The 26,388-nt window shown below is 38.8% G+C and carries 23 protein-coding genes, 1 tRNA gene and 1 pseudogene; all 25 read left to right on the top strand.

Going from position 1 to position 26,388, the window contains the following annotated elements; genetic code table 11:
- Positions 1 to 93 precede the first annotated feature (93 nt).
- The 25 genes and pseudogenes from rimP to QFX10_RS10040 all read left to right on the top strand — a co-directional run bounded on the left by rimP (position 94) and on the right by QFX10_RS10040 (position 26,315).
- Complete coding sequence (gene rimP, locus QFX10_RS10160; protein ID WP_280606100.1) at positions 94 to 564, top strand: ribosome maturation factor RimP; 471 nt, start codon at positions 94 to 96, stop codon at positions 562 to 564.
- A 31-nt stretch (positions 565 to 595) separates the two neighbouring features.
- Positions 596 to 1,765 (top strand): transcription termination factor NusA, encoded by a 1,170-nt coding sequence (nusA, locus tag QFX10_RS10155; protein ID WP_280606099.1) that lies wholly within the window; start codon positions 596 to 598, stop codon positions 1,763 to 1,765.
- Positions 1,766 to 1,782: 17 nt separating this feature from the next.
- A complete protein-coding gene (gene rnpM, locus QFX10_RS10150; RefSeq protein WP_280606098.1) occupies positions 1,783 to 2,082 on the top strand; it encodes an RNase P modulator RnpM in 300 nt (99 codons plus the stop codon).
- Positions 2,072 to 2,386, top strand: a complete 315-nt coding sequence (locus tag QFX10_RS10145) for a YlxQ-related RNA-binding protein (RefSeq protein WP_280606097.1) — start codon at positions 2,072 to 2,074, stop codon at positions 2,384 to 2,386. The genes rnpM and QFX10_RS10145 overlap by 11 nt, the downstream gene beginning before the upstream one ends.
- A gap of 74 nt (positions 2,387 to 2,460) precedes the next feature.
- Positions 2,461 to 4,749 carry a translation initiation factor IF-2 gene (gene infB / locus QFX10_RS10140; RefSeq protein WP_280606096.1) on the top strand — a complete coding sequence of 763 codons (2,289 nt, stop codon included), beginning with the start codon at positions 2,461 to 2,463 and terminating at the stop codon, positions 4,747 to 4,749.
- A gap of 227 nt (positions 4,750 to 4,976) precedes the next feature.
- Positions 4,977 to 5,339, top strand: coding sequence for a 30S ribosome-binding factor RbfA (gene rbfA / locus QFX10_RS10135; RefSeq protein ID WP_280606095.1), 363 nt, complete (start codon positions 4,977 to 4,979; stop codon positions 5,337 to 5,339).
- A gap of 159 nt (positions 5,340 to 5,498) precedes the next feature.
- Positions 5,499 to 6,413 carry a tRNA pseudouridine(55) synthase TruB gene (gene truB / locus QFX10_RS10130; RefSeq protein ID WP_280606094.1) on the top strand — a complete coding sequence of 305 codons (915 nt, stop codon included), beginning with the start codon at positions 5,499 to 5,501 and terminating at the stop codon, positions 6,411 to 6,413.
- Between the two features lie 15 nt (positions 6,414 to 6,428).
- Positions 6,429 to 7,376: a riboflavin biosynthesis protein RibF gene (gene ribF / locus QFX10_RS10125; protein WP_280606093.1), complete on the top strand. Its 948-nt coding sequence runs from the start codon at positions 6,429 to 6,431 to the stop codon at positions 7,374 to 7,376.
- 88 nt (positions 7,377 to 7,464) lie between these two features.
- On the top strand, positions 7,465 to 8,490 hold the full coding sequence (hrcA, locus tag QFX10_RS10120; RefSeq protein ID WP_280606092.1) for a heat-inducible transcriptional repressor HrcA: 1,026 nt from the start codon (positions 7,465 to 7,467) through the stop codon (positions 8,488 to 8,490).
- Between the two features lie 48 nt (positions 8,491 to 8,538).
- Positions 8,539 to 9,090: a nucleotide exchange factor GrpE gene (gene grpE / locus QFX10_RS10115; RefSeq protein ID WP_280607282.1), complete on the top strand. Its 552-nt coding sequence runs from the start codon at positions 8,539 to 8,541 to the stop codon at positions 9,088 to 9,090.
- A 23-nt stretch (positions 9,091 to 9,113) separates the two neighbouring features.
- The gene (dnaK, locus tag QFX10_RS10110; protein ID WP_280606091.1) at positions 9,114 to 10,952 is read left to right on the top strand and encodes a molecular chaperone DnaK; all 1,839 of its coding nucleotides are present in this window, start codon (positions 9,114 to 9,116) and stop codon (positions 10,950 to 10,952) included.
- 295 nt (positions 10,953 to 11,247) lie between these two features.
- The gene (dnaJ, locus tag QFX10_RS10105) at positions 11,248 to 12,387 is read left to right on the top strand and encodes a molecular chaperone DnaJ (RefSeq protein ID WP_280606090.1); all 1,140 of its coding nucleotides are present in this window, start codon (positions 11,248 to 11,250) and stop codon (positions 12,385 to 12,387) included.
- An 84-nt stretch (positions 12,388 to 12,471) separates the two neighbouring features.
- Positions 12,472 to 12,545: transfer RNA gene (locus tag QFX10_RS10100), tRNA-Arg, on the top strand.
- A 195-nt stretch (positions 12,546 to 12,740) separates the two neighbouring features.
- On the top strand, positions 12,741 to 13,979 hold the full coding sequence (locus QFX10_RS10095; protein ID WP_280605426.1) for an ISL3 family transposase: 1,239 nt from the start codon (positions 12,741 to 12,743) through the stop codon (positions 13,977 to 13,979).
- Between the two features lie 87 nt (positions 13,980 to 14,066).
- Positions 14,067 to 15,637: pseudogene (locus tag QFX10_RS10090) on the top strand (IS3 family transposase).
- 271 nt (positions 15,638 to 15,908) lie between these two features.
- Positions 15,909 to 17,054: an MFS transporter gene (locus tag QFX10_RS10085; RefSeq protein WP_280606089.1), complete on the top strand. Its 1,146-nt coding sequence runs from the start codon at positions 15,909 to 15,911 to the stop codon at positions 17,052 to 17,054.
- A gap of 78 nt (positions 17,055 to 17,132) precedes the next feature.
- The gene (gene rpsN, locus QFX10_RS10080; RefSeq protein ID WP_280606087.1) at positions 17,133 to 17,402 is read left to right on the top strand and encodes a 30S ribosomal protein S14; all 270 of its coding nucleotides are present in this window, start codon (positions 17,133 to 17,135) and stop codon (positions 17,400 to 17,402) included.
- Between the two features lie 219 nt (positions 17,403 to 17,621).
- Positions 17,622 to 18,122 (top strand): thiol peroxidase, encoded by a 501-nt coding sequence (locus QFX10_RS10075; RefSeq protein WP_280606086.1) that lies wholly within the window; start codon positions 17,622 to 17,624, stop codon positions 18,120 to 18,122.
- A 389-nt stretch (positions 18,123 to 18,511) separates the two neighbouring features.
- Positions 18,512 to 19,798 carry a histidine--tRNA ligase gene (hisS, locus tag QFX10_RS10070; protein ID WP_280606085.1) on the top strand — a complete coding sequence of 429 codons (1,287 nt, stop codon included), beginning with the start codon at positions 18,512 to 18,514 and terminating at the stop codon, positions 19,796 to 19,798.
- A gap of 8 nt (positions 19,799 to 19,806) precedes the next feature.
- Entirely contained in the window at positions 19,807 to 21,573 is a 1,767-nt protein-coding gene (aspS, locus tag QFX10_RS10065) for an aspartate--tRNA ligase (protein ID WP_280606084.1), read from the top strand.
- 179 nt (positions 21,574 to 21,752) lie between these two features.
- Positions 21,753 to 22,625: a YitT family protein gene (locus QFX10_RS10060; protein WP_280606083.1), complete on the top strand. Its 873-nt coding sequence runs from the start codon at positions 21,753 to 21,755 to the stop codon at positions 22,623 to 22,625.
- 15 nt (positions 22,626 to 22,640) lie between these two features.
- Positions 22,641 to 23,666: a sugar transferase gene (locus tag QFX10_RS10055; protein ID WP_280606082.1), complete on the top strand. Its 1,026-nt coding sequence runs from the start codon at positions 22,641 to 22,643 to the stop codon at positions 23,664 to 23,666.
- Positions 23,663 to 24,445, top strand: a complete 783-nt coding sequence (locus QFX10_RS10050) for a glycosyltransferase family 32 protein (protein ID WP_280606081.1) — start codon at positions 23,663 to 23,665, stop codon at positions 24,443 to 24,445. The genes QFX10_RS10055 and QFX10_RS10050 overlap by 4 nt, the downstream gene beginning before the upstream one ends.
- A complete protein-coding gene (locus QFX10_RS10045) occupies positions 24,442 to 25,395 on the top strand; it encodes a glycosyltransferase family 2 protein (RefSeq protein ID WP_280606080.1) in 954 nt (317 codons plus the stop codon). Before QFX10_RS10050 ends, QFX10_RS10045 begins: the two co-directional genes overlap by 4 nt.
- 14 nt (positions 25,396 to 25,409) lie before the next feature.
- On the top strand, positions 25,410 to 26,315 hold the full coding sequence (locus QFX10_RS10040) for a deoxyribonuclease IV (RefSeq protein ID WP_280606079.1): 906 nt from the start codon (positions 25,410 to 25,412) through the stop codon (positions 26,313 to 26,315).
- Positions 26,316 to 26,388: the final 73 nt, after the last annotated feature.

Genomic DNA, 26,388 nt, shown 5'->3' with positions numbered 1-26,388 from the left:
TCGTAAGAGTGAGCAGAGATGCTCACTCTTTTTATTGGAATGAAAAATGCGTTACAATGAAGTTGCAAGTTATTTTTTAGAGGGGGCAAATGCGTGAGTGTTGTAGAAACAGTAACTGATCTCGTCACACCGATCTTAGATGAATATCATTTTGAATTAGTGGATATCGAATTTGTCAAAGAAGGGAAAAGCTGGTATTTACGTGTCTTTATTGACAAAGACGGCGGGATAAACATCGAAGAGTGTGCACTTGTGAGTGATAAACTAAGTGAAAAATTAGATGAATGTGATCCAGATCCGATCCCACAAGCATACTATTTGGAAGTTTCTTCACCAGGGGCAGAACGCCCGTTGAAAAAGGAAAAAGACTATGAAAGAGCATTAAACTCTTACATTCATGTTTCCTTATATCAACCACTTGAAGGCAAAAAAGTCTATGAAGGGACGTTAACAGCGTTGACAAAAGACGAGTTGACCTTGGAGTACATGGATAAGACGCGTCAAAAAAATATTACGATCCCAAGAAAGCAGATCGCTAAAGCACGCTTAGCGATCAAATTTTAAGAATTATTTATTACTTAAGGAGAAGCAAAAGATGAGTAAGGAATTACTTAATGCGTTGAATGCACTTGAAACTGAAAAAGGAATCAAAAAAGAAGTCGTGATCGATGCCTTAGAACAAGCATTGGTCTCAGCTTATAAGCGTAACTATGATAAGGCGCAAAATGTTGAAGTTGAATTTGATAAGCGCAAAGGCGATATCAAAGTTTACTCAGTCAAAGAAGTCGTCAACAACGTTTTTGACTCTCGTCTAGAAGTGAGCCTTGAAGATGCTTTGGCGATCAACAAGGCTTACGAAGTTGGTGATACGATTCGTTTTGAAGTGACACCACGTGATTTTGGACGGATCGCAGCCCAAACAGCTAAACAAGTGATCATGCAACGTGTTCGTGAAGAAGAACGCCAAATGATCTATGATCAATATAGTAAATATGAAAATGAGATCGTGACAGGTGAAGTTGAGCGTCACGATAGTCGTTATATTTACGTCAATCTTGGAAACGTTGAAGCTGTTTTATCTAAAAAAGATCAAGTTCCAGGTGAAGTTTATAAATCACATGATCGGATCAAAGTTTATATTTATAAAGTAGTTGACCCATCAGCTAACAATAATGAAGCTGAAGCTGAAAATAAAGAGGGCAAAAAGAAGAAAAAGAATCGCGGACCACAAGTTTATGTAAGTCGCTCGCACCCAGACCTTTTGAAGCGTCTTTTTGAAAATGAAGTGCCTGAGATCTTTGATGGTACAGTCGAGATCAAATCGATCGCACGTGAGGCTGGCGATCGTGCTAAAGTAGCTGTCTTTTCAGCTGAAGAAGGAGTGGATCCGATCGGAACATGTGTTGGTCCACGTGGTGAACGTGTGCAAGCGATCGTTAATGAATTGAACGGTGAAAAAATGGATATCATTGAATGGGATGAAGATCCTGCTAAGTATATCTCAAACGCCTTGAACCCAGCTAATATTTTAGATGTCATTTTTGATCCTGAAAATGAACGTGTTTGTACAGTTGTTGTTCCAGACGATCAATTATCACTTGCAATTGGAAAGCGCGGTCAAAATGCACGTTTAGCTGCTCACTTGACTGGTTACAAGATCGATATCAAGTCAGAATCTGATATGGAAGCCTTAGAAAACGAAACTGAGGTTTTGGAAGAAACTGAAACATTTGCAGAAGAAGTAGATGAAACATCAGCAGAGTAAATAAGGGGGCTAGGAGCATGGCACAGCGTAAGATACCGATGCGAAAAGACATCGTAACAGGTGAAATGAAACCAAAAAAAGAGCTTGTTCGGGTCGTGAAAAACAAAGAAAATGAAGTTAGCATCGATCCAACTGGGAAGAAAGCAGGCCGAGGTGCATACATTCATTTAGATGTTGAGACTGCAAAAAAAGCTCGTACAGAAAAAACATTTGATAAAGTTTTTGGGCTGACGATCGAACCAAGTTTCTATGATGAACTTGTAGCTTACGTTGATCATCAAGTTGCCCGAGCTGAGTTATTTGGCAATGGAAAATAAAAATAAAGAAAAGCAAGTTCTGAATATGCTAGGGTTGGCTAGACGCGCCAACAAATTGATCACTGGCCAAGAGCTAGTTTTAAGTGCGATCCGAGCTAATAAAGCTCAGATCGTTTTTATGGCAAATGATTGCGGAAAAAGTACCCAAAAGAAATTTACAGACAAGTGTAAAAGCTACGGGGTAGCATTGACAACAGAATTTACAAAGCAGGAGCTAAGTGGGGCGATCGGAGCGAAAAGATCTTTGATCGCGATCACCGATCCTGGTTTTGGAAAAAAGATACGCCAACTTCTTTTTTCTTGAGCGAAGAGTGCTAATGCTTATTCGGTCAAGGATCGAGTAGGATGGGTATTCTTGAAAATAAGGAGAGTGAAGTCATGAGTAAAAAAAGGATCTATGAACTGGCGAAGGAACTAAACGTTAGCAATAAAGAAGTGATCGAAGTCGCTAAACAAAATGGATACAAAGTAGGTAACCATATGTCGTCTTTAGATGCAGAAGCAGAGGCTAAAGTCAAAGCTTCGTTTAGTAAACCTAAAAATATGCCTGAAAAAGTAAAAAAAGAGACTCCTAAAGTTGAAGTGAAACGACCAAAAAATGATCATGCTTCAAAGGCTGAGAATGAAAATAAAACTCAAAAAAACAAGCGACCTCAGTCTTTTGCTCAAAGAAACAACGAAAGGCATTCAGGTAGTCGAATGGAAAATAATAACAATACAAGAAATCGTGATACTAAAGCTCATGGCAATGGCCAAAACAATAACCAAAAAAATAATCGCTTTGGGAATAATCGTTTTGGGGGCAACAACAACCATAAGTTCAACAAAAAGAATAAAAAAAATAAGCGCAATAAATTCAACCAAAAAAATAATAAACCTGCTGTTCCTCAAAGAAAGAACAAGCCATTACCAGAAGTTCTTGTTTATACAGTTGGGATGAATGTTGCTGATATTGCTAAGAAGATCCACCGTGAACCAGCTGAGATCATTAAAAAACTCTTTATGATGGGTGTGATGGTCAACCAAAACCAATCACTTGATAAAGATACGATCGAGATCTTAGCAGCTGATTACGGGATCAAAGCCGAAGAAAAAGTTGAAGTCGATGTGGCTGATATCGATAAATTCTTTGAAGAAGAGCAAAATAATACAAAACATCTTGCTTCGCGGCCACCAGTCGTAACGATCATGGGTCACGTTGACCATGGGAAGACGACCTTATTGGACAAATTGCGTCACACAAATGTTACTGCTGGTGAAGCAGGTGGGATCACACAACATATCGGGGCTTACCAAGTAAGACATGCAGGTAAAACGATCACTTTCTTAGATACACCAGGACACGCGGCCTTTACGAACATGCGGGCGCGTGGAGCTGATATTACAGATATCACCGTTTTAGTCGTTGCGGCAGATGATGGTGTGATGCCACAAACGATCGAAGCGATCAACCATGCTAAGGCAGCTAACGTACCGATCATTGTAGCAGTCAATAAGATCGATAAACCAGGCGCTAACCCAAATCATGTTATGGAACAATTGACAGAATACGAATTGATCCCTGAAAGTTGGGGGGGCGATACGATTTTTGTTGAGATCTCAGCTAAATTTAATAAGAACTTAGAAGAATTGCTCGATATGATCTTATTAGAAGCTGAAATGCTTGAGTTAAAGGCTAATCCAAAACAACATGGAGCTGGTTCAGTTATTGAAGCTCGTCTAGATAAAGGTAAAGGCTCAGTCGCTTCCTTGCTTGTACAACACGGTACTTTACATGTTGGTGATCCGATCGTTGTCGGAAATACTTTTGGTCGTGTTCGGACGATGACTGATGCTAGAGGACGCGCGATCAAGAAAGCCACACCAGCTACACCAGTTGAGATCACAGGGTTAAATGATGTTCCTGATTCAGGTGATCGCTTCATTACTTTTGATGACGAAAAGACTGCCCGTGCAGCTGGTGAAGAACGTGCTAAACGTGCCTTGATCAAAGAGCGTAGTCAAACAACTCATGTAACGTTAGATAACTTGTTTGATACGTTGAAAGAAGGCGATCTAAAAGAAGTTGATCTGATCATCAAAGCAGATGTTCAAGGTTCTGCTGAAGCTTTAGCCCAAAGTTTTAAGAAGATCGATGTTGAAGGAGTCAGAGTTAATATCATCCATCAAGCTGTTGGTGCGATCAATGAATCTGACGTAACATTAGCTGAAGCTTCAAATGCGATCATTATCGGATTTAACGTACGCCCAACACCACAAGCTAAGATCCAAGCTGAAAGTGACCAAGTTGATATTCGTCTACACAACGTCATTTACAAAGCGATCGATGAAGTTGAAACGGCGATGAAAGGGATGCTTGAACCTGTCTTTGAAGAAAAAGTCATCGGTGAAGTTGAGATCCGCGAAACATACAAAGTTTCTAAACTTGGGACGATCGGTGGTGGCTATGTGACAGATGGCTATATCAAACGTGATAGTGGTGTGCGTGTGATCCGAGATGGGATCGTTATCTACGAAGGTAAGTTAGCTTCCTTGAAGCGTTTCAAAGATGATGTCAAAGAAGTCAAACAAGGTTATGAATGTGGTTTGATGATCGAAAAATACAACGACATCAAGGTTGGTGACCGTATTGAAGCCTTTGTGATGGAAGAAGTTCCACAAGACTAAAAAAAGATCATGTTTACTAGAAGGATAGAATGTGAAGTAAACATGGCCTGGGGGGAGCTTTTAAGCGTGTCTTAAATATCCCCTAAAATATTTAAGTTAGTCGCTATTACTACCTTGATCAAGATATGTAAAAATGGTAGTAAATAAAATTAAGAAAGGTAAAGCTATATCTCTTTCTCAAATGTACTTTAACTACACTTGCTCACATTTTATATAGCGATAAGGCAATGGCACAACATTATCGAGTGGGTCGCTTATCACAAGAGATCCAAAAAGAAGTCAACGATATTTTAGCAAAGCGTGTTCGTGATCCACGAGTTCAAGGGGTAACGATCACGGGTGTCGAAGTTACAGGTGATCTACAGCATGCCACGATCTATTACAGTACGCTCTCAAATCTCGCTTCTGATGCAGAAAAGACTCAGATCGGGCTTGATAAAGCAACAGGTTTGATCAGACGTGAATTAGGTCAACGACTTCGGATCTATGTGACACCTGAGATCAAATTTGAGCGTGATAGCTCTGTTCGTTATGGTGATCACATTGATGAGCTTTTAAATAAGCTACACCAGCAAGAAAATGATCGTTAACTTAGTTTGAGAAAAAGAAGCTGGTCTAACTAGCTTCTTTTTTTGTATCGAGATCCAGATAGAAAAGTGTGGTCTGGGTAATAGCAATTTTTTAGAAAGGAAAAGCTATCTTTTTTCTAAGCTACAAGGGTAGCTCCACATTGGATAGCAGTTATAACAATGGATGGGATCTTACCTTTAAATAAAGATCGTGGTATGACAAGTCACGATGCAGTAGTCAAATGTCGTAAACTTTTCCGAACGCGTAAGATCGGACATAGTGGTACACTTGATCCTAATGTTGATGGTGTTTTACCGATCTGCATCGGTAAAGGAACAAAAGTTGTCAACTACTTGATGGAATCGGGAAAAGTTTATACGGGACAGATCATTTTAGGTTTTGCAACTGAAACAGAAGACCTTGATGGAAAAGTTGTTACTACAAAAGAAATCGAAAAACCATTTTCAGATGAAGAGATCAAGCAAGCGATGGAACGCTTAACTGGAGAGATCATCCAAGTCCCACCGATGTATTCAGCTGTCAAAGTCAACGGTAAACGTCTTTATGAGTATGCGCGTAACAACGAGACGGTTAAACGACCGGAAAGAAAAATTAGAGTCGATTATTTTAAACAAGTAAAAGCGAGTATTTATGATCCACTCAAAAAACAACAAACTCTCTTTTTTGAAGTTGGTTGTGGAAAAGGGACGTACGTTCGCACACTTGCTTTTGATTTAGGGAAGATCTTAGGTGTACCAGCAGTTATGTCTGATCTTACCCGCCTTAAGAGTGGTGGTTTTACATTGGCTGAAAGTGTCACCTTAAGTGAATTAGAAGCAGCAGTTAAGAGTGATGGCCTGGAAAAATATGTTGCACCGATCCAAACTGCGTTAGCGAGCTATCCACAATATGAGCTTTCAGATAAACAATGGCAGCTTGTGAAAAATGGAGGTTTTTTAGCCCCTAAATATTTAAAAAATATAAATACAGCCAATAAAGTAGTTTTGAACTATGCAGGTAAAGTGCGCGCGTTGTATTATTATGATAAAACTAAGAAATTGTTTAGAGCAGAACAGATGATCGATCTAGAGTAAGAAAGTAAGGGAAAAATGAAAGTTATTGAGCTAGCAGAACCATATATGACAAATACGGTCGCGCAAGAGCCGATCGTGTTAGCCTTGGGCTTTTTTGACGGAGTCCATCGGGGACATCAAGCGGTGATAAAAACAGCTGCCAAAAAAGCGCAGCAATTAGGAGTAAAACTGGCTGTGATGACTTTTGATCAGCATCCAAGTGTGATCTTTCAAAAGAAAAGAGCCCAAGACCTACGCTATTTGACGACCTTAGATGAGAAGTTAACTTGTTTTGAAGAACTTGGAGCTGACATAGCGTATATTGTTAAATTTGATGAGGAGCTGGCTTATTTAAGTCCGCAAACTTTTGTTGATAAATACATTGTTGGTTTACATGCGAAAGCTGTTGTTGCTGGCCAAGATTATACGTATGGACCTAAAGAAAAAGCCAATATGCAAACTTTACCACTGCATGCTAAAGGGCGTTTCGAGGTGGTCGCAGTTGATCTGCTACAAGAAGAAACAAAGATCGGATCAACTGCGATCAGAAAAGCACTTGATCAAGGTGACTTAGCGTTGGTGACACGGCAATTAGGTCACCCTTACACGACAACGGGTGTTGTCGTACATGGTTTTGAGCGTGGAAGAAAATTAGGTTTTCCGACTTTAAATATCGAAACGAAAGCTAATAAAAAGTTACCAGCTGTTGGAGTTTATGCTGTTAAAGTCAAATTAGCTGATACTCCTAAAGAATACATGGGAATGGCTTCGATCGGATATAATGAGACTTTTGGTGCTGATCTTGCTAAAACGTTAGAGGTCAATCTTTTTGATTTTTCACAAATGGTCTATGGTAAGAAAGTGACTGTCTTTTGGGAAGAAATGATACGTGAAATGGTCAAGTTTTCAGGGGTAGCAGAGCTAGTCGCCCAACTTGAAAAAGATAAGGCTAATGTTGAAAAAATATTCCGTCGCAAAAATTAGCACTCTGCTTGACAGATTGCTAAGAGTTGTGTATATTAATAATTGACTTAGCACTCAGAAGTGTTAAGTGCTAAAAGAGGTGATAGTATTGTTGACTGAGAGGCAATTATTGATCTTAGAGGCTGTTATCCGTAATTACACTGAATCAGGTCAGCCGATCGGATCGAAGACTTTACAGCAACGATTACCTGTCCATGTGAGTTCAGCGACCATTCGCAATGAGATGGCGGTCTTAGAACAACAAGACTATATCGCTAAAGAACATTCAAGTTCAGGACGGATCCCTTCATTGAAGGGTTATCGCTATTATGTTGATAATATCGTCCAACCTAGTCAGCTTGACCGAACATCTCTAAAAAATATCCGAAGCTCTTTTGGTAACGAATTTCAAAAGGTCGATGAGATCGTGGCGACGTCAGCCCAGATCCTCTCTGATCTGACAAGTTATACTGCGATCTCGTTAAAGCCAAAAGCTAAAGATATCAGAGTTGAAGGGCTGAGGATCGTACCCCTTGGTAATCAACAAGTGATGGGGATCTTAGTGACTAGTGACGGAACAGTCGAAAGCCAGACGTTTACGATGCCGGCTGGGATCAGTAGCGATGAACTTGAAGTGGCGATGCGTCTTTTAGATGATAAGATCGCAGGTGTTCCTTTAAGTCAAGTGCTTGTCAGGCTGAATGATTGTTTGCCTTTACTGAGCCGATATTTGCATCAACCAGCTGGATTTGTCGAAGTCTTTGGTAGTATTTTAGATAAGGCTTTGAAAGAGCAAGTCTATATTGGTGGGAAGATGAATATGTTGGATTTTTCTAAGGGAGCCTCACTTGAGCAGATAAAGTCACTTTATTCGTTAGTTGATCAGACAAAGATCGGCAGTTTAGTAACACCAGCTAAGAGCGGGATCTCGGTCAAGCTAGGTGATGAACTACCAAGTAAACTTTTACAAAATTATAGTTTGATCTCGGCGACATTTGATGATGGTAATAATGGTCAAGGGATGATCGCCCTTTTAGGACCGACAAATATGCCGTATTCTAAAATGATCGGACTAGTTAGTGTTTTTCGAGATGAATTGACTAGGCGGATCACTGATTATTATCAAAGATTTTAAATTATTAAGAAAAGGGGTGTTGGCGTGACAGAAGATATCAAGAAAGCTATGGCTGACGAAGCTGAAAAAGAAGCTGAAACAAAGGAAACTGTTGTAAGTGAAGAAACAAAAGCAACTTCAGCAGTTGATGAAGAAGAGCCAACGCTTGATGAAAAATTAGAAGCATTACAAAAGAAGTATGATGAATTAGAAGATCGATATTATCGTTCTGAAGCGGAAATGGCCAATATGACTAAACGCTTCAAAAAAGAACAAGAGCAACTGTTAAAATATGAAGGTCAAGCTTTAGCACGTGATATTTTGCCGGTTATCGATAATTTGAATCGTGCACTTGAAACAGAGGTCGACGATGCAGGCTCTAAGCAATTAAAGCAAGGGATCGAGATCGTCGCCCGTGACCTTGAAAAAGCTCTAACAAGTAATGATATCGTTAAGATCGCTTCTTTAGGTGAGACATTTGATCCAACTAAACACCAAGCTGTTAAAACAGTTGAGGTCACAGAAGGACAAGAACCTGAAACGATCGTTCAAGTTTTACAAGAAGGCTATATGCTAAAGGATCGCGTTTTGCGTCCAGCAATGGTCGTAGTAGCACAATAAATTTTTAAAAGGATGGAAGTTTAATGTCAAAAATTATTGGTATTGACCTTGGAACAACAAACTCTGCAGTTGCTGTTCTTGAAGGTAAAGAAGCAAAGATCATCACAAATCCAGAAGGTAACCGGACAACACCATCTGTTGTTTCCTTTAAAAATGGCGAAACACAAGTAGGTGAAGTTGCTAAACGTCAAGCGATCACAAATCCAAACACGATCAGTTCGATCAAGCGTCACATGGGTGAAGCTGGTTATACAGTAGATGTTGACGGTAAAGAATATACACCACAAGAGATCTCAGCTATGATCTTACAATATATCAAAGAATATGCTGAAAATTATCTTGGTGAAGAAGTGACCCAAGCTGTTATCACAGTTCCAGCTTACTTCAATGACTCCCAACGTCAAGCAACAAAAGATGCTGGTAAGATCGCTGGTTTGAAGGTTGAACGGATCGTCAACGAACCAACAGCTGCTGCTTTAGCTTATGGCTTAGATAAGCAAGATAAAGACGAAAAAGTTTTAGTCTTTGACCTTGGTGGTGGTACATTTGACGTTTCGATCCTTGAATTAGGTGATGGTGTTTTCCAAGTGCTTTCGACAAACGGAGACACACATCTTGGTGGGGATGACTTTGATAACAAGATCATTGAATGGTTAGTTGATGAATTCAAAAAAGAACATGGAATCGATCTTTCAAACGATAAGATGGCAATGCAACGTCTAAAAGATGCTGCTGAAAAAGCTAAAAAAGATCTTTCTGGGGTAACTTCAGCACAGATCTCACTTCCATTTATCACAGCAGGTGAAGCTGGACCGTTGCATTTGGAAACAACATTGACACGTGCTAAATTCAATGAATTGACACATGATCTGATCGAACGAACAAAGATCCCCGTTCGTAACGCTTTAAAAGATGCAGGGTTAACAAATGCTGATATCGATGAAGTTATTTTAGTTGGTGGGTCAACACGTATCCCAGCAGTTAAGGAAGCTGTTAAAGCTGAAACTGGACATACACCAAACGAATCTGTCAACCCTGATGAAGCTGTTGCTTTAGGGGCTGCGATCCAAGGTGGGGTCATCACTGGTGATGTAAAAGATGTCGTTTTACTTGACGTTACTCCATTATCATTAGGTATTGAGACGATGGGTGGCGTATTTACGAAGTTGATCGATCGTAACACAACGATCCCAACCTCTAAATCACAAGTCTTCTCAACTGCTGCTGATAACCAACCTGCTGTTGATATCCATGTTTTACAAGGTGAACGTCCAATGGCAGCTGATAACAAGACATTAGGTCGTTTCCAATTGACAGATATTCCAGCAGCTCCACGTGGTGTTCCTCAGATCCAAGTTACATTTGATATCGATAAGAATGGTATCGTAAATGTTTCTGCTAAAGATCTTGGAACAAATAAAGAACAAAAGATCACGATCAAGAGTTCATCTGGTCTTTCTGACGAAGAGATCGAACGAATGGTCAAAGAAGCTAAAGAAAACGAAGAAGCAGATAAGAAACGAAAAGAAGAAGTTGATCTTCGTAATGAAGTCGACCAATTGCTCTTCCAAACAGATAAGACTTTAGAAGAGATCAAAGGTAAAGTTTCTGATGATGAAGTTCAAAAAGCAACTGATGCACGCGATGCATTGAAGAAAGCGCAAGAAGAAAACAACATCGAAGAAATGAAAGCTAAAAAAGATGATCTAACAAAGATCATTCAAGATATGTCTGTAAAACTTTACCAACAGGCACAAGAAGCTCAAGGCCAAGCACAGACAGCTGATGCATCAGACGCAAATGCTAATGATGATAACACTGTTGATGGTGATTTCAAAGAAGTCGATCCAGACGATAAATAATCACTAAATGGCACAAAGAAAAGTCAAAGGCCCGTGGGGACTTTGACTTTTCTTTTTTACCTAAGTTTATCATTCGAGCATAGATAAGCTTTGATTAATTTTGTATAATTAAAACATAATATGCTCAATAAAACTTTACCCAAAATGATCAAGCAATTACTGTTTAGGAAGAAAAATGTGGCACAGAAAGCGGATCTTTAGGTGGAGTAAGTTGGTAAATAAAATCATGAAAGGAAAAGCTATATTTTTCTAGAATACTCGACGTATTTACCACATTTGGTATAGCATAAATAAAATGGCAGAACAAAAAAATCCTTATGACGTATTGGGTGTCTCCAAAGACGCATCTGCTGATGAGATAAAGAAGGCTTATCGCAAGCTTTCTAAGAAATATCACCCAGATCTAAACCATGAACCAGGAGCAGAAGAACGTTTTAAAGAAGTCAATGATGCTTATGAGATCTTAGGTGATCCTCAAAAGAAAGCACAATATGACCAATTTGGTTCAACTGGTGCTCAAGGTTTTGGTGGCGGAGCAGGCCAAGGTTTTGGTGGTTTTGATGGTGGCTTTGGCGGTGGCTTCGAAGACATCTTTAGCTCATTTTTTGGTGGTGGAGCAGGCGGTGGTCGGACACGCAATGCTCCTCGTCAAGGGCGTGATCTTCAGTATGAAATGAACTTGACTTTTGAAGAAGCGATCTTTGGAAAAACGACTGAGATCGAATATACTCGCGAAGAAGAATGTGATACGTGTGGTGGTTCAGGTGCTAAACCTGGAACATCTCCAGTTACGTGTTCGCACTGTGGTGGGCGGGGGTTTGTCCAAGTTGAACGGCAAACACCGCTTGGTCGGATCATGACTCAACAAGAATGTGAAGTTTGTGGTGGGACCGGAAAAGAGATCAAAGATAAATGTACAACGTGTCATGGTTCAGGACATGTGCGGAAAAAACATGTTGTGGAAGTCAAAGTCCCAGCTGGTGTTGAAGATGGTAACCAAATGCGTTTACAAGGGCAAGGTGAAGCTGGAGTAAACGGAGGTCCATATGGCGATCTCTTTATCGTCTTTAATGTAGCTCCAAGTGACATCTTCAAGCGTGACGGCTCTGAGATCTATCTTGAACAACCGATCAGTTTTGTGCAAGCAACTTTAGGGGATGAGATCCAAGTGAAGACTGTTCATGGGGATGTCAAATTAAAGATCCCAGCAGGAACGCAAACTGGTACAACTTTCCGCTTACGTGGCAAAGGTGCACCACGTTTGCATGGAGCTGGAAACGGTGATGAAAGGGTCACAGTCAAAGTTCAAGTCCCAAGGAATTTGAATAAGCAACAAAAACTCGCTTTGAAGGCTTTTGCTGAAGCGTCTGGTGATGAAGTCACAGAAGAAGGCGGCTTTTTAGATCGCTTATTCAAGGGCTTAAAAAATGAATAAGCTTTATCGATAATTTCTTAATTTTTTCTAGACTAATTATTGACAGTAGAATAGTTTAAAAGGTATAATTAATTTCGTTGCGATGGTTCGGTAGCTCAGTTGGATAGAGCAACGGTCTTCTAAACCGTAGGTCGTGAGTTCGAATCTCACCCGAATCATTTTAAATGAAGTTAATACTAGTTAAGAAGAGGCAAAACGCTGTTATATCAACGTTTTGCCTCTTTTATTTGGGTATACACTTTCTGGTATGGATGAAAAATTCCATACCAGTTTTTTTGCGCAAAAAAAGGACATTTAATGCCCTCTCGTTATACAATGAATTCACCACAAACCACGTAAAGGAGAGAATTTAAATGTCCCATAACGATTGTATACTAAAACTTCTAAATATTAAAGACCCTAATCTCAAAGTTATTGATGTTATCGATAATTTAAATAATGGCACAGAGAAATTAGTTTTGATCAAAGCTGTACTATCTTATCCTATCAGCCGTTGTCGAAATTGTGGCTTTGCCACTGTTAATAAAAATGGTTTCGCTAAAGCTCACGTACGTTTACCAAGTTTAAACGGTATACGTTATGAAATGATCCTTCATAAACAACGCTATCAATGTAAAAATTGTCGCACAACTTTCGGTGCGACCTCTGAATTGACTAAGCCTAATCAAACTCTTTCTCGTAAACTAAAAAATCAGATCATGTTATTAGCTAGGGAAGGTTTGAACGGTGAACTTATCGCTCGCATCTGTCATTGCTCTGCTAGTAGTGTTCGAAGAACTATTGTCGAACGGATCAAACCTCAATATCGAGTACCTGTTTTGCCCAAGAATCTTTGTTTTGATGAATTTCGTTCGATTAAAAATACAACTTCTTTTATCTGTTGTGATGCACAAACTCATAAGTTAGTTGTTAAACTCCCAGATAGACTATCTTCTACCATTATCAATTATTTTGAAAATCGTTACTCAAAGTTTGAACGTGATCAAGTGGAATCAGTCGTCATTGATTTAAACGCTCAATACCAGCGCTTCATTCGCCGACTTTTCCCGAATGCCAAGATTATTATTGATCGGTTTCATATAGTTCAGCTAGCCGGACGTGCTTTAGACAGTTGTCGAATCGCTCTCACTAGATCACTCAATAAGCATAGTCGAGAATACAAGATTCTCAAATCACAGTGGCGTTTATTCCATAAGAAATCTGATGAGATCGACCCTAAAAATGTTGTCTATCTTAGGGGAATCAATGAATATATGACTCAACAGAATGCGATCGACTTGATCATCAATAAATTTTCTGAATTCAAAATAGTTTATCAGACTTACCAAGATATTACCTTAGCTTTGAAGAATAAAGACATTACTACTTTGAATGAGGTTCTCGATAGTTATGAGCGCACCAATACAGAGATGGATACGACTATTCGTACTTTCCGTAAAAATCGCAGCTATCTAATAAATAGCGTAACTTCAAAATATTCCAATGGTCCTTTGGAGGGTATCAATCGAAAGATCAAACTCTTAAAACGAAGTTGTTACGGTTTTGCTAATCAACAATTTTTCTTTTTACGAATTGATTGTATATTTGCGTAAAAAAACACTCCCCACAATTTGATATGATTCCCCTAGAGTGGACACGGAAATAATAAAGATTCTGTGATCACTCTAGGGGGATTTTTTATGTCTAGAAGAACTACTAAACATACACTTGAAGAAAGATACCAGGCAGTCTCCGAGTATCTTAGTGGACAATATAGTAAGTACTTTATCTGCCGGAAATATACCATTTCTAAAAATACATTTGATAATTGGATCAGAAAATACAAAGCTGGCGGTTTAGATGGCTTAAAAGAGTCTAGAACCTGGAAAGAATATTCAGTTGAATTAAAAACAACTGCGGTTCTAGAATATTTAGAAAATGGACGTTCACCAAAGAAAATTTGTGATAAATACAATATTTCGAGTGTTTCGGTTTTACGTAAATGGATCAACTTGTATACTAATGGAAAAGGCTTTAAAGCTACCATTGGAGGTCGTAATAGAATGAAACATGGACGTAAAACTACTTTTAAGGAACGGCTCGAAATAGTTCAGTATACACTTGCTAATAATAAGAATTATCACAAAGCGATCGATAAATATAATGTTTCTTATTCCCAAGTCTATAATTGGGTCAAAAAGTTTGAAGTAGATGGCGAAAAGGCATTATACGATAATCGTGGTAAAACAGTTAAAGATCGTGATTATAAGACTCTTTCTGAAACTGAGCGTCTCAAGCTTGAGATCCTACGTTTGAAAGAACGTAATAAATATCTAGAAGCAGAAAATATCGTTTTAAAAAAATTGGACGAACTCGAAAGGAGGAGATAAGCTTTATACCTAAAAATCTGCGTTTTAAAGCTATTCAGGAAGTTCTTAAAGAGTTTCCACAAATTGAACTCTGGATCCTTTGTGCGATCTTAAATGTATCGCGCTCAGGGTATTATCGTTATTTAACTGCTCCAAAATCACAATGTACTTTGGAAAATGAATGGTTAAGTGAGATCATAAAAAAAGAATTTCATGCTTTAAATGGAATTTACGGTTCTAGAAGAATGACTCTTCTTATCAATCGAAAGTATCAAAAACAATATAACTTCAAACGTATTCGTCGCTTAATGAGAGTCCTTGGTTTATATTCAGTAATTCGTCGCAAACGCCGAGGTTGTACTCGTTCAGAACATTTAAACTACGAAGAAAATACTTTAGGTCGTGATTTTTCCGCTACTAGACCTAATCAAAAGTGGGTGACTGATGTCACTTATTTAGAATATGGCTTAGGACAAAAAGCTTATTTAAGTGCGATCAAAGATCTATACGATGGATCTATCATAAGTTTTGAAATTAGTAAAAGAAATGATAATCGGCTTGTCATGAAGACTTTAGAAAAAGCATTCACGCATTTAAATGAAGCTAATCTACTTCTTCACAGTGATCGTGGATTTCAATATACTTCAAAGGAATATCTTCGGTTGACCTCAAGGCATGGTGTTACAAGAAGTATGTCTCGAGTGGGGAAATGTATCGATAACGCACCAATGGAAAGTTTTTGGAGTCATTTCAAGACAGAATGTTATTATTGGCTAAAATGTGAAACATATGGAGAACTTGTAGAAATGATCGAAAACTATATCAAGTTCTACAATACCCAACGTTACCAAATAAAACTAAACAGCCTGACTCCAGAAGAATACCGGAATCAGGCTGCCTAGAATTTTAATTATTTAGTTGTTCACTTGACGGGTCTCAGATCAATTCTATTGTAGGAAGTGTTTGTAGGAAGTGTTTGTAGGAATATCCATATCAGTTGACGAATACCCTTTTATTTTATATCAAAAATAGTTAAAAACAGTAAGTTGTAGTGAAAAAAGGGTAATACTTTAGCATAAAGGATGAGTTGAAAAATTCCTACTTAGATCCTCACAGTGACTAAATATTTAATGGGCGGATATGTTATAATTCAGCAAGTAAAGGGGGGTTTTTATGCGAAAATTACTATTATATAATGGTTTTTCTAATTTGATGTTGGAAATTGTTGTGTGGATGATCTATTTGAAAAGTCAAGGCTGGACGATCACGCAGATCGCTTTACTTGAAGGCTTTTTTACGATCTGTCAAGTTATTTTTGAGCTTCCTTCAGGTTTGATCTCAGATCGGATCGGGCATAAAAAAGCGTTACTTTTAGGGGAAACTCTTTGTTTTATTTATCTTCTAGCATATTTTGTTCCTAAAATACATATATTGCTTTATATAAGTTTTTTATTGTTTGCTTTAGGTTTAGCTTTGATATCTGGAACTGATATTTCATTATTATATGAAAGTCTTTCATCTAAAGAAAAACAAAATTATTTGAAATATGCTAGTGTTTTTACTGCAGTTGGCGTTTTAGCGACTGCGCTTGGAAACTTTTCTGGTGGTTGGATCGCACAGTACTCTTGGACACTGCTCTTTATCCTTGGGCTTAGTGGTCGAGCGATAGCATTTTTATTATGTACTCAGATCGACACTAAAAATTTAATAACTACTGAAGAGGATAGTAAGACTTTCAAACTTTTATTGGCTGAGTTAAGGACTTTCTTTTTACGTGAAAAAAGGGCACTTCCTTTACTTGCGACGACCTGTTTTTCAGCAACTGCAGTGACGATCAGTTATCAATATGGACCGTTGATCTTAGAAACGCTCAAACTAAATGTCAGTCTTGTTTCTACGATCTTTGGGATCCTTTCTTTTTTAGGCGCGATAGCAGTCTTTTTTACTTATCGTCTTTCAAAGATCATTCAAGAAGATCTTTTAGTTTGGAGCTTACAAAGTATTAGCTTAGTGTTGTTTGCGCTCTTTTTAGAGCAGAAGTTGAGTATTATTTTATTGAGCTTGGTGAGCGTGAATGTTGTCTATGAGATCTGGAACGTTATTTTAGAAAATAAACTCCAAGCACTTGCTTATGCAAATGTCCGAGCGACGATCATTTCAGTCAGCAATCTAATGATCTCGGCGCTTTTGACAACTGCTTCTTTTTTGATCGGAGCGCTAGGTGAAAAAATAGCTTTAGTCAATATAGTTGGCTGTTTGAATGTTTTTTTACTAGCTAGTGCTTTGCTCAGTTTTTATCTTTATCAAAAGCTTGCGTAAATTTTAGCTATTGACAAAATAAAATAGAAATTGTATTGTTTAAATGGTAATTATTACTATTTAAACAGGAGGAAAGTGATGGCTAAAAAATCAAAGATCGCAAAAGCTAAAAAACAAGCTGAAATGATCGAAAAATATGCTGTTTTACGACGTGAATTAAGACAAGCAAAGGATTGGGAGGCTTTAGCAAAATTGCCTCGGGATTCGAGTCCAACACGTTACCATAATCGTGATCAGATCGACGGGCGCCCACATGGATATATGCGCAAATTCAAAATGTCACGCTTGAATTTCCGCAAGCTTGCGCATCAAGGCTTGATCCCAGGGGTCAAAAAAGCTAGTTGGTAGTTAAGCAAAAAGTTACGGTCTGTTTTGATTTGGTGGTAGAGTAATAGATAGAAGCGCTATAAAAAGATAGCGTTTTGATAAAGATGATATCAGATCAGAAAGAAAAAAGTAGAGTAGATTCATCACTTTTAAAAATAACGAAGGAGAAGCTATCTTTCTTTCTGAAGAAAGCACAGATCTTTAGTGCTAAACTCTACCATTTGATAGCAGATAAAGCTAATGGAGATCACATTTCACGGAGTTGCTAGTCAAACAGAGAAAATGCCACCTAAAGTAGGTGAATTTTTGCCAGAGTTTAAGGTTTTAGCTCCCAATAAGACTTTGTCCACTAAAGAGCTATTGACTAAACCAAGTTTGATCAGTGTCGTGCCAGATATCGATACCAGAGTTTGTAGCCTTTCAACTAAGCATTTCAACCAAGAAGTCGACAAGTATCAAGGATTCAATTTTTACACGATCTCGACAAATACTTTAGCTGAACAAGCCAATTGGTGTGCGACTGAAGGTGTTGAAAAAATGCAACTTCTTTCCGATGTACAAGCTGAATTTGGAAAGGCGTTAGGGTTGTATGTTGCTGACAAAAAGATCGATGCTCGGAGTATTTGGGTCGTTGCTGAAAATGGAGAGATCTTATATCAAGAACTGATCAAAGAACAAACTAATGAACCTGATTATAAAACAGCGTTAGGCTTTTTAGAGCATTTAGAAAATAATCGTTGAGATGTGCTTGACTTTAACTTGGTTTGATATTATTCTGAATAGTAGAATATCAGACCGGTCTAAAGAGAAAAGTAGGTCAGGGAAACTGCTTAGAGAGCGGAGTTAGCTGCAAGATCCGCCAGTGGAACTGACTAAAAGACAACTCTTGAGGTGTATGTGAGAACATGCCGCGTAATGGTGCGTTATCCATAGAAAAAATAAAGGTGGTACCGCGCCGTTTTTGCGCCCTTGTTGGATTTTATTCAGCAAGGGTTTTTCTTTTGACCGATTTCTGAAAAGCTCAGCGACTAGAAAGTTAAAAATGTAGGGGAGCGAGCAGAGAAATCAAATGAAAGGATATATATCTTTCAAGATCATTAATGATCTACTACATTTTATATGGTGTGATTATGAAATACCAACGTCCAAAGGGAACTTTTGATATTTTGCCAGAAGATTCGGCTAAATGGCAATATGTTGAAAAAAAAGCCCGCGAATTATTTAAAAAGTACCGCTATCAAGAAATGCGGACGCCAATTTTTGAAAGTTTTGAGGTCTTTTCTAGAACTTCAGGTGAAACGTCAGATATCGTCACAAAAGAGATGTATGACTTCTATGATAAAGGTGACCGGCATATTACACTTCGACCTGAGGGAACAGCAGGGGTCGTTCGGAGTTTTGTTGAAAACAAACTTTATGGACCAGAATTCCAAAAACCTGTCAAAACATATTATATGGGGCCGATGTTTCGGTATGAACGTCCTCAAGCTGGGCGTCTCCGTGAATTTCATCAGATCGGAGTCGAAGCTTTTGGCGTCGATAGTCCTACATTAGATGTTGAAGTTATCGCAATGGCGATCGATCTTTTGCAAAATTTTGGGCTCAAGAGTTTGAAACTAGCACTCAATACTTTAGGTGATAATGAATCTCGAACAAACTATCGGCAAGCTCTGATCGATTATTTAGAGCCCTATGAAGACCAACTTTCAGCTGATTCAAAAGAACGTCTGCACAAAAATCCGCTTCGGGTCTTAGATAGTAAAGATCAAACTGATCAAAAGATCGTAGCAGATGCACCATCGATCTTAGATCATTTAACACCAGCAGCTAAAGAGCATTTTGAAACAGTTAAAAGTTTGCTTGATGCTTTAGGGATCGAATATGTCGTCGATCCTAATATGGTTCGCGGTCTAGATTACTATAATCATACGATCTTTGAAATAATGAGTGATTCAAAGGCTTTTGGTGGTAAGTGGACGACAGTCTGTGCAGGTGGTCGTTATAATGGCTTAGTCGAACAACTTGGAGGCCCAGAAACGCCAGGGATCGGTTTTGGGCTAGGGATCGAACGTTTACTTTTAGTTTTAGAAGCAGAAACAGATCAGCTTGACTTAAGTGATCCACTTGATGTTTATATCGTTTCGATCGGCGAAAAAGTTAATGCTGAAGCTTTGAAATTAGTACAAGCTTTACGTCATCAAGGTTTTAGTGCGGAAAGAGACTATCTCGCTCGAAAACCAAAGGGTCAATTTAAGACGGCAAGTCGCTTGAATGCGCGGTATACGTTGACGCTTGGAGAAACTGAATTAGAAGCAAGACAAGCCAATTTAAAAAATATGGCAACAGGAGAAGAGACCAGTGTTGCTCTAGCTGCGATCTATGGCGATTTTGCGACAGTTTTGAGTAAAGGGGAATAAAGAATATTATGGAACGGACAACATATGCAGGTCTAGTTGATGAAAAATATTTAGGCCAAACAGTAACTTTAAAAGGTTGGGTCCAAAAGCGACGTGACCTTGGTAATTTGATCTTTGTCGATCTTCGCGACCGTGAAGGGATCGTGCAATTAGTTTTTAGTCAAGAATTTAGTGAAGAAGCTCTTAAAGTAGCGGAAAATATTCGTAGTGAATATGTGATCGAGATCACAGGAAAAGTCGTCAAACGAGCTAATGCCAATCCTAATATGAAGACTGGGAAAGTTGAGATCGAAGTGCAAACGATCAAAGTCTTGAATGAAGCTAAAACGACTCCATTTGATATTGCGGATGACATCAATGCTTCAGATGATCTCCGATTGCAGTATCGTTATCTAGATCTCAGAAGACCTGAAATGTTACGGGCTTTGAAGATCAGAAATCGAATCACCCAAACAGTTCATCGTTATTTAGATGAAAATGATTTCTTAGATATCGAAACCCCTTATTTGACACGTTCGACACCTGAAGGAGCGCGAGACTACTTAGTGCCATCACGTGTTTACCCTGGACATTTTTATGCTTTACCACAATCACCACAGCTCTTCAAACAGTTGTTGATGGGGGCTGGCTTTGACCGGTACTACCAGATCGCACGTTGTTTCCGTGATGAAGATCTTCGGGGCGATCGCCAACCAGAATTTACGCAGATCGATATGGAAATGTCTTTCATGACAGCCGAAGAGATCCAAAAAATGACAGAAGGTCTATTAAAAGCGATCATGAAAGAAACTTTAGGGATCGAATTGCAAACTCCGATCCAAAAGATAACTTGGGATGAAGCGATGGATCGTTTTGGTTCAGATAAACCAGATATTCGTTTTGGGATGGAATTGACGGATATGGCTACGGCCGTTAAAGGCGCTGGGTTTAAAGTTTTTGATGCAACTTTAGAAAATGGTGGTCAAGTCAAAGCGATCACAGTACCAGGTGGAGCAGATAAGTATTCACGCAAGCATATCGATGAAAAACAAGAATACATCAAACGCTTTGGTGCTAAAGGTCTTGCTTGGCTCAAAGTCAGCGAAGAAGGTCTGACTGGACCGATCGCCAAGTTCTTAAAGGAACGTGAAGCACAGATCTTAGAGGCAACAGGCGCTAAAGTTGGTGATCTGATCTTATTTGTTGCTGATACACGTAAAGTTGTCGCTGATGCTTTAGGTTATTTACGGGTTGCGATCGCTAAAGAATTAGATCTGATCGATCGTTCGCAATTTGCCTTTGTTTGGGTCGTTGACTGGCCACTCTTTGAATATAGTGAAGAATTTGAACGCTATATTGCAGCTCACCATCCATTTACGATGCCAAATGAAGAAGACCTAGAGTTATTGACGACCGATCCACATAAATGCCATGCCCAAAGTTACGATATCGTTTTGAATGGGTATGAATTAGGCGGGGGCTCGATCCGTATCCACCAACGTAAAGTACAAGAAGAGATGTTCAAAGCGTTAGGATTTACCGAAGAAAGTGCTAAAGAACAGTTCGGGTGGTTCATGGATGCACTTGATTTTGGTTTCCCACCACATGGCGGATTAGCGCTTGGCTTAGATCGTTTTGCGATGTTACTTGCAGGTAAAGATAATATTCGGGAAGTGATCGCCTTTCCAAAGAACTCGAAAGCTTCTGAACCTTTGACACACGCACCAAGTGTTGTGGCACCAAAACAATTGGATGAATTATATTTGAAGACAGAAGTGCCTGAAAATAAGGAATAGTTTATTGATCGATAGTCTATTTATGTGAAATTTTTTTCATATAAATAGGCTATTTTTCATTTGAAAAATAGTTTGTTCTAGTGATAAAGTGCGGTATATTAGTATAGAGAAGTAAGAGAATCGCTCAAAGTTTTGATGTGCTTTTTAAGCCATTGAATTAAGGAAGGAACTACATATCTATGGATGAACTACAGAAGATCTGGAAGCGACATATTTATATCGCTAAAGCCTCAACTGCTTTTATGTATGGTGTTTTAGTTTCAGTTGCATTGAACTTTTTTTGGGAACCAGGACATATTTATTCTTCAGGAATAACGGGACTAGCTCAGTTATTGACTACTTTAAGCGCTAATTGGCCAGTACCATTGTCAACTGCGCTTTTGATCTTTGTTTTGAATGTGCCATTATTTATTTTAGCTTGGTTCCAGATCGGCCATCGCTTTACGATCTTTACGATCATTGCTGTTTTTTGTTCTTCATTGATGATCAAAGCGATCCAACCGCTCCCGTTGACGACTGATCCGATCATTTGTGCGATCTTTGGCGCGGCGATCAATGGTTTTGGGACAGGGCTAGCTTTAAAAAATGGGATCTCGACAGGGGGCTTAGATATTTTAGGGCTGACGATCAGAAAGCATACTGGTAAAAGTGTGGGGACGATCAATATCATTTTCAATGCTTTTATCGTCTTAGCGGCTGGTGCAGTTTACGGTTGGCCTTATGCTTTTTATTCAGCTTTAGGGATCATCGTCAATGCGCGCGTCATGGATATGGTCTATACTAAACAACAGAAGATGCAAGTTATGATCGTAACAAGTAAACCTAAAAGTGTGATCGATTGCATTCAAAATCATATGCGCCGTGGGATCACGATCGTGCATGGTGTCGAAGGGGCTTATAAACACGATAAAAAAACGATCTTGTTTACGGTCATTTCGCGGTATGAACAACCTGAACTTCGTAAAGCTATGCGGGAATCAGATCCACACGCATTTGTTAGCATTGCTGAGAATGTGCATATTATGGGACATTTTTATGAGCCTAAGCCGTAAGGAAAGGAAAATAACATGGAAAAATATGTTATCTCGATGTATGACAAGGGGCAAAATGAAGCTGGCCCTAAAGCTAAAGTTGACGTTGAAGACATTTTAGCTGCTCAAGGTTTCAAACGTCTTAATTTTTATTTTTCAGGAGCTCGGAAAGCTAAAGTGATCAGTCTGAGACAAAGAGTCTGGGATATTCCGCAAAAGATCAAAAAGATCCAGCCTGAATTAGTTATTTTTCAATATCCAACTTTTGATCAAATGACTGATCGTGCGATCTTAAAAGCATTACGCCGTTATACGAAGGCTAAGATCGTTTTTTTGATCCATGATGTCGAAAGCTTGAGAACTCGGCGAGCTGATCGTCTTTATCAACAAACTGAGCTCGATTTTTTAGCCCAAGGTGATGGCTTGATCGTGCACAATGAAAAAATGAAGCAATGGTTTAAAGAACATAAAATAGCCAAACCTTTAGTTTCGCTTGAGATCTTTGACTATTTAAATCCAGTTGCGTTGCCAAAAGAGCATCATTTTGAAAGGACGCTTTGCTACGCCGGTAATCTTCAAAAGGCTGATTTTTTGCAAAAATTGAGCTTGACGCATAAAATGAGTTTATTTGGACCTAATCCAAAAGATCACTATCCGACTGCACTTAGCTATGAAGGTTCTTTTGCACCAGATGAATTACCTAAAAAGTTAACGCAAGATCTTGGCTTGATCTGGGACGGGACGAGCTTAGAGCGGTGCGATGGTGTCTATGGTGAGTATTTAAAATATAATGATCCGCATAAAGCATCACTTTACTTGAGTTCGGGTCTTCCAGTGATCATTTGGCAAGAAGCTGCTTTGGCTGATTTTGTCGCTCAAAATAAAGTCGGTCTGTGTGTTGCCGACCTGACTGAATTAGATGAACGTTTAACTGGATTAGAACAAGCTGAATATGAACAGATGTGGCACAATACACAATTGATCGCACAAAAAATGCGGCAAGGAGAGTATTTGAAAACGGCCGTGCAAAAGATCTGTGAACAAATCGAGGTGAAGATATGATCGAAAAAAAGATCCATTATTGTTGGTTTGGTGATAAACCACTCCCTAAAGAATATCAAGATTATATCGCAGGATGGAAAAGACTTTGTCCTGATTATGAAGTCATTGAATGGAATGAAAAAAATTACGATGTGACAAAAGTCCCGTATATGGCGCAAGCAGCCAAAGCAGGAAAATGGAGTTTTGTCTCTGATTACTTAGGTTTTGATGTTGTTTATGAGTATGGGGGGATCTATTTAGATACTGATGTTGAATTAGTTCGTTCTCTAGATCCAGTTTTAGATAATGAAGCTTTCTTTGCGATCGAAGAAAATGAGGCTGGTCTAGAAGTTGCTCCTGGGCTAGGTTTTGGGGCAAGAGCTAAACATCCACTGTTGAAAAAGTTGCGCGATATGTACTTAGATGTCGATTTTATCACTCCAGATGGTAGTTTGAATATGCTTGCCGTCCCAGTTTATACGACAAAAGAATTAGAAAAGCTTGGGTATGAACGTAAAAATGAGTTACAAAAGTTAGATGATGTCGTTATTTATCCAACAAAATATTTTGCACCAATGGATTTTTTGACAGGAGAGATCGTGATCACAGAACAAACTTTGAGCATTCACCATTATAGTGCTTTGTGGCAAAGTCAAACGAATTTAAAACATATCCAAACGATCAGAAAGATCAACCGAACTTTTGGAAAAAAATTCGGAATGAAGATCAATTTAGGTTTTCGGGCATACTGGGCACTTGAAAGGCGGGCTAAAAAATTGATAGGTAGGGATGAACAATGAAAAAGATCAGTGTCATTGTACCTGTTTATAATGTTTCAGCTTATTTACCCCGTTGCTTAGAAAGTTTAGTGGCACAAACTTTGACAGAATATGAAGTGATCTTAGTTAATGACGGTAGCACCGATGCTTCAGGTGAGATCTGTCAAACATATGCTGACAAATATCCAGCGTTGATCCAATATTATGAAAAGGAAAATGGTGGTTTGTCAGACGCTAGAAATTACGGTTTACCTTATGCTACTGGACAATATATTTTGTTTATCGATTCAGATGACTATGTTGAACCTGAAATGTTAGCGCGAATGTACGCTAAAAGTCAAGCCGGGCAAAAAAAGATCGTTGAGTGTAATTTTTTTTGGGAATATGAGACAAAGAAACGAGCTGATATCATTAAAAGTTATGCCTCACTCAAAGATTATTTAGTTAAAGGACGCGTTGTAGCCTGGAACAAACTTTATTTACGTGACTGGCTCTTAGCAACAAAAGTCAAATTTCCAGTTGGCCTCTTATATGAAGACCAAGAGTTTTTCTTTAAGTTAGTGACTTATTTGACAGATATTACAGAAGTTGCGCTCGATCCAGTCTGTGAAGTCCATTATATCCAGCGAGGAGATTCGATCTCGTATCGAGAAACGACACGAGTTCAAGAGATCTTTACGATCTATGCCGATATTTTGTCTTTTTATGAGCAACGAGGGTGTTTAGCAAAATATCGATCTGAATTGGAGTATCGTTTTAGCCGAAATTTATTAGGCAATGTTTTAGTACGTAAAGTTTTAAAGATCAAGGATAAAGCTTTACGCCGTCAACTTCTTGATCAGATCAAGCAAACTTTACGGCATGATTTTCCTAATTATAAACACAATCCGTACTTAAAAACGCGTAGTAAAGTCAATTTATATTTGCGGGTCGTTGATCCGCTGTTGTTTAAGTTATTTTATATTATCTGATATGAGGTGAGAAAATGTTGATCGGTTCACATGTAGGGATGAAAGGTAAAGAGATGCTACTTGGTGCTGCTAAAGAGGCGGCAAGCTATCAAGCATCGACATTTATGATCTATACTGGCGCTCCCCAAAATACGCGAAGAAAGGCGATCGCAGAGTTAAATATCCCAGCTGGCAAAGAATATATGGCAGAGCATGGCTTAAGTCAGATCGTTGTGCATGCACCGTATATCGTCAATTTAGCTAATACAAAAAAACCAGGAAATTTTGATTTTGCCGTCCAATTTTTAAGAGAAGAAGTTGAACGTGCTGAAGCTTTAGGAGCAACGCAAATGACACTTCATCCTGGAGCGCATGTAGGTCTAGGTGCTGATGAAGGGATCAAAAATATCGCACGGGGCTTAAATGAAGTGATCAAACCAGACCAAAAGATCCAGATCGCTTTAGAAACGATGGCTGGCAAGGGGACTGAAGTCGGGCGTAGTTTTGAAGAATTAGCACAGATCATCGAATTAGTCGAACATGACGATAAAGTTTCGGTAACTTTTGATACATGCCATACAAATGACGCTGGTTATGATATCAAAAATGATTTTGATGGTGTGCTAGCTGAATTTGATAAGATCATTGGCTTAGAAAGATTGCAAGTGATCCATTTGAACGATTCCCAAAATGAGCGGGGAAGTCATAAAGATCGGCATGCTAATCTAGGGTTTGGGACGATCGGTTTTGCTGCCCTTGAAAGGGTCGCGCAAAAAGAAGAATTCAAAGAGATCGCTAAGATCCTTGAAACGCCGTATGTTGGTCCAGATAAAAATGATCGTTATGCACCATATGCTTATGAGCTAGCTATGTTACGGGCAGGCGAATTTGATCCTGATCTGCTAGATAAAGTTTATGCGACTAAAGGGAAATTAAGTTAAAAATAAAAAGTAGCCCTCTTAAGTTGAGCAATGAAGCGACTTTTGATATGATTCCCCTAGAGTGGACACGGAA

The sequence above is a fragment of the Ligilactobacillus faecis genome (assembly GCF_029889745.1).
Taxonomy (GTDB): Bacteria; Bacillota; Bacilli; order Lactobacillales; family Lactobacillaceae; genus Ligilactobacillus; species Ligilactobacillus faecis.
This window is presented reverse-complemented; position numbering and strand designations above follow the sequence as displayed.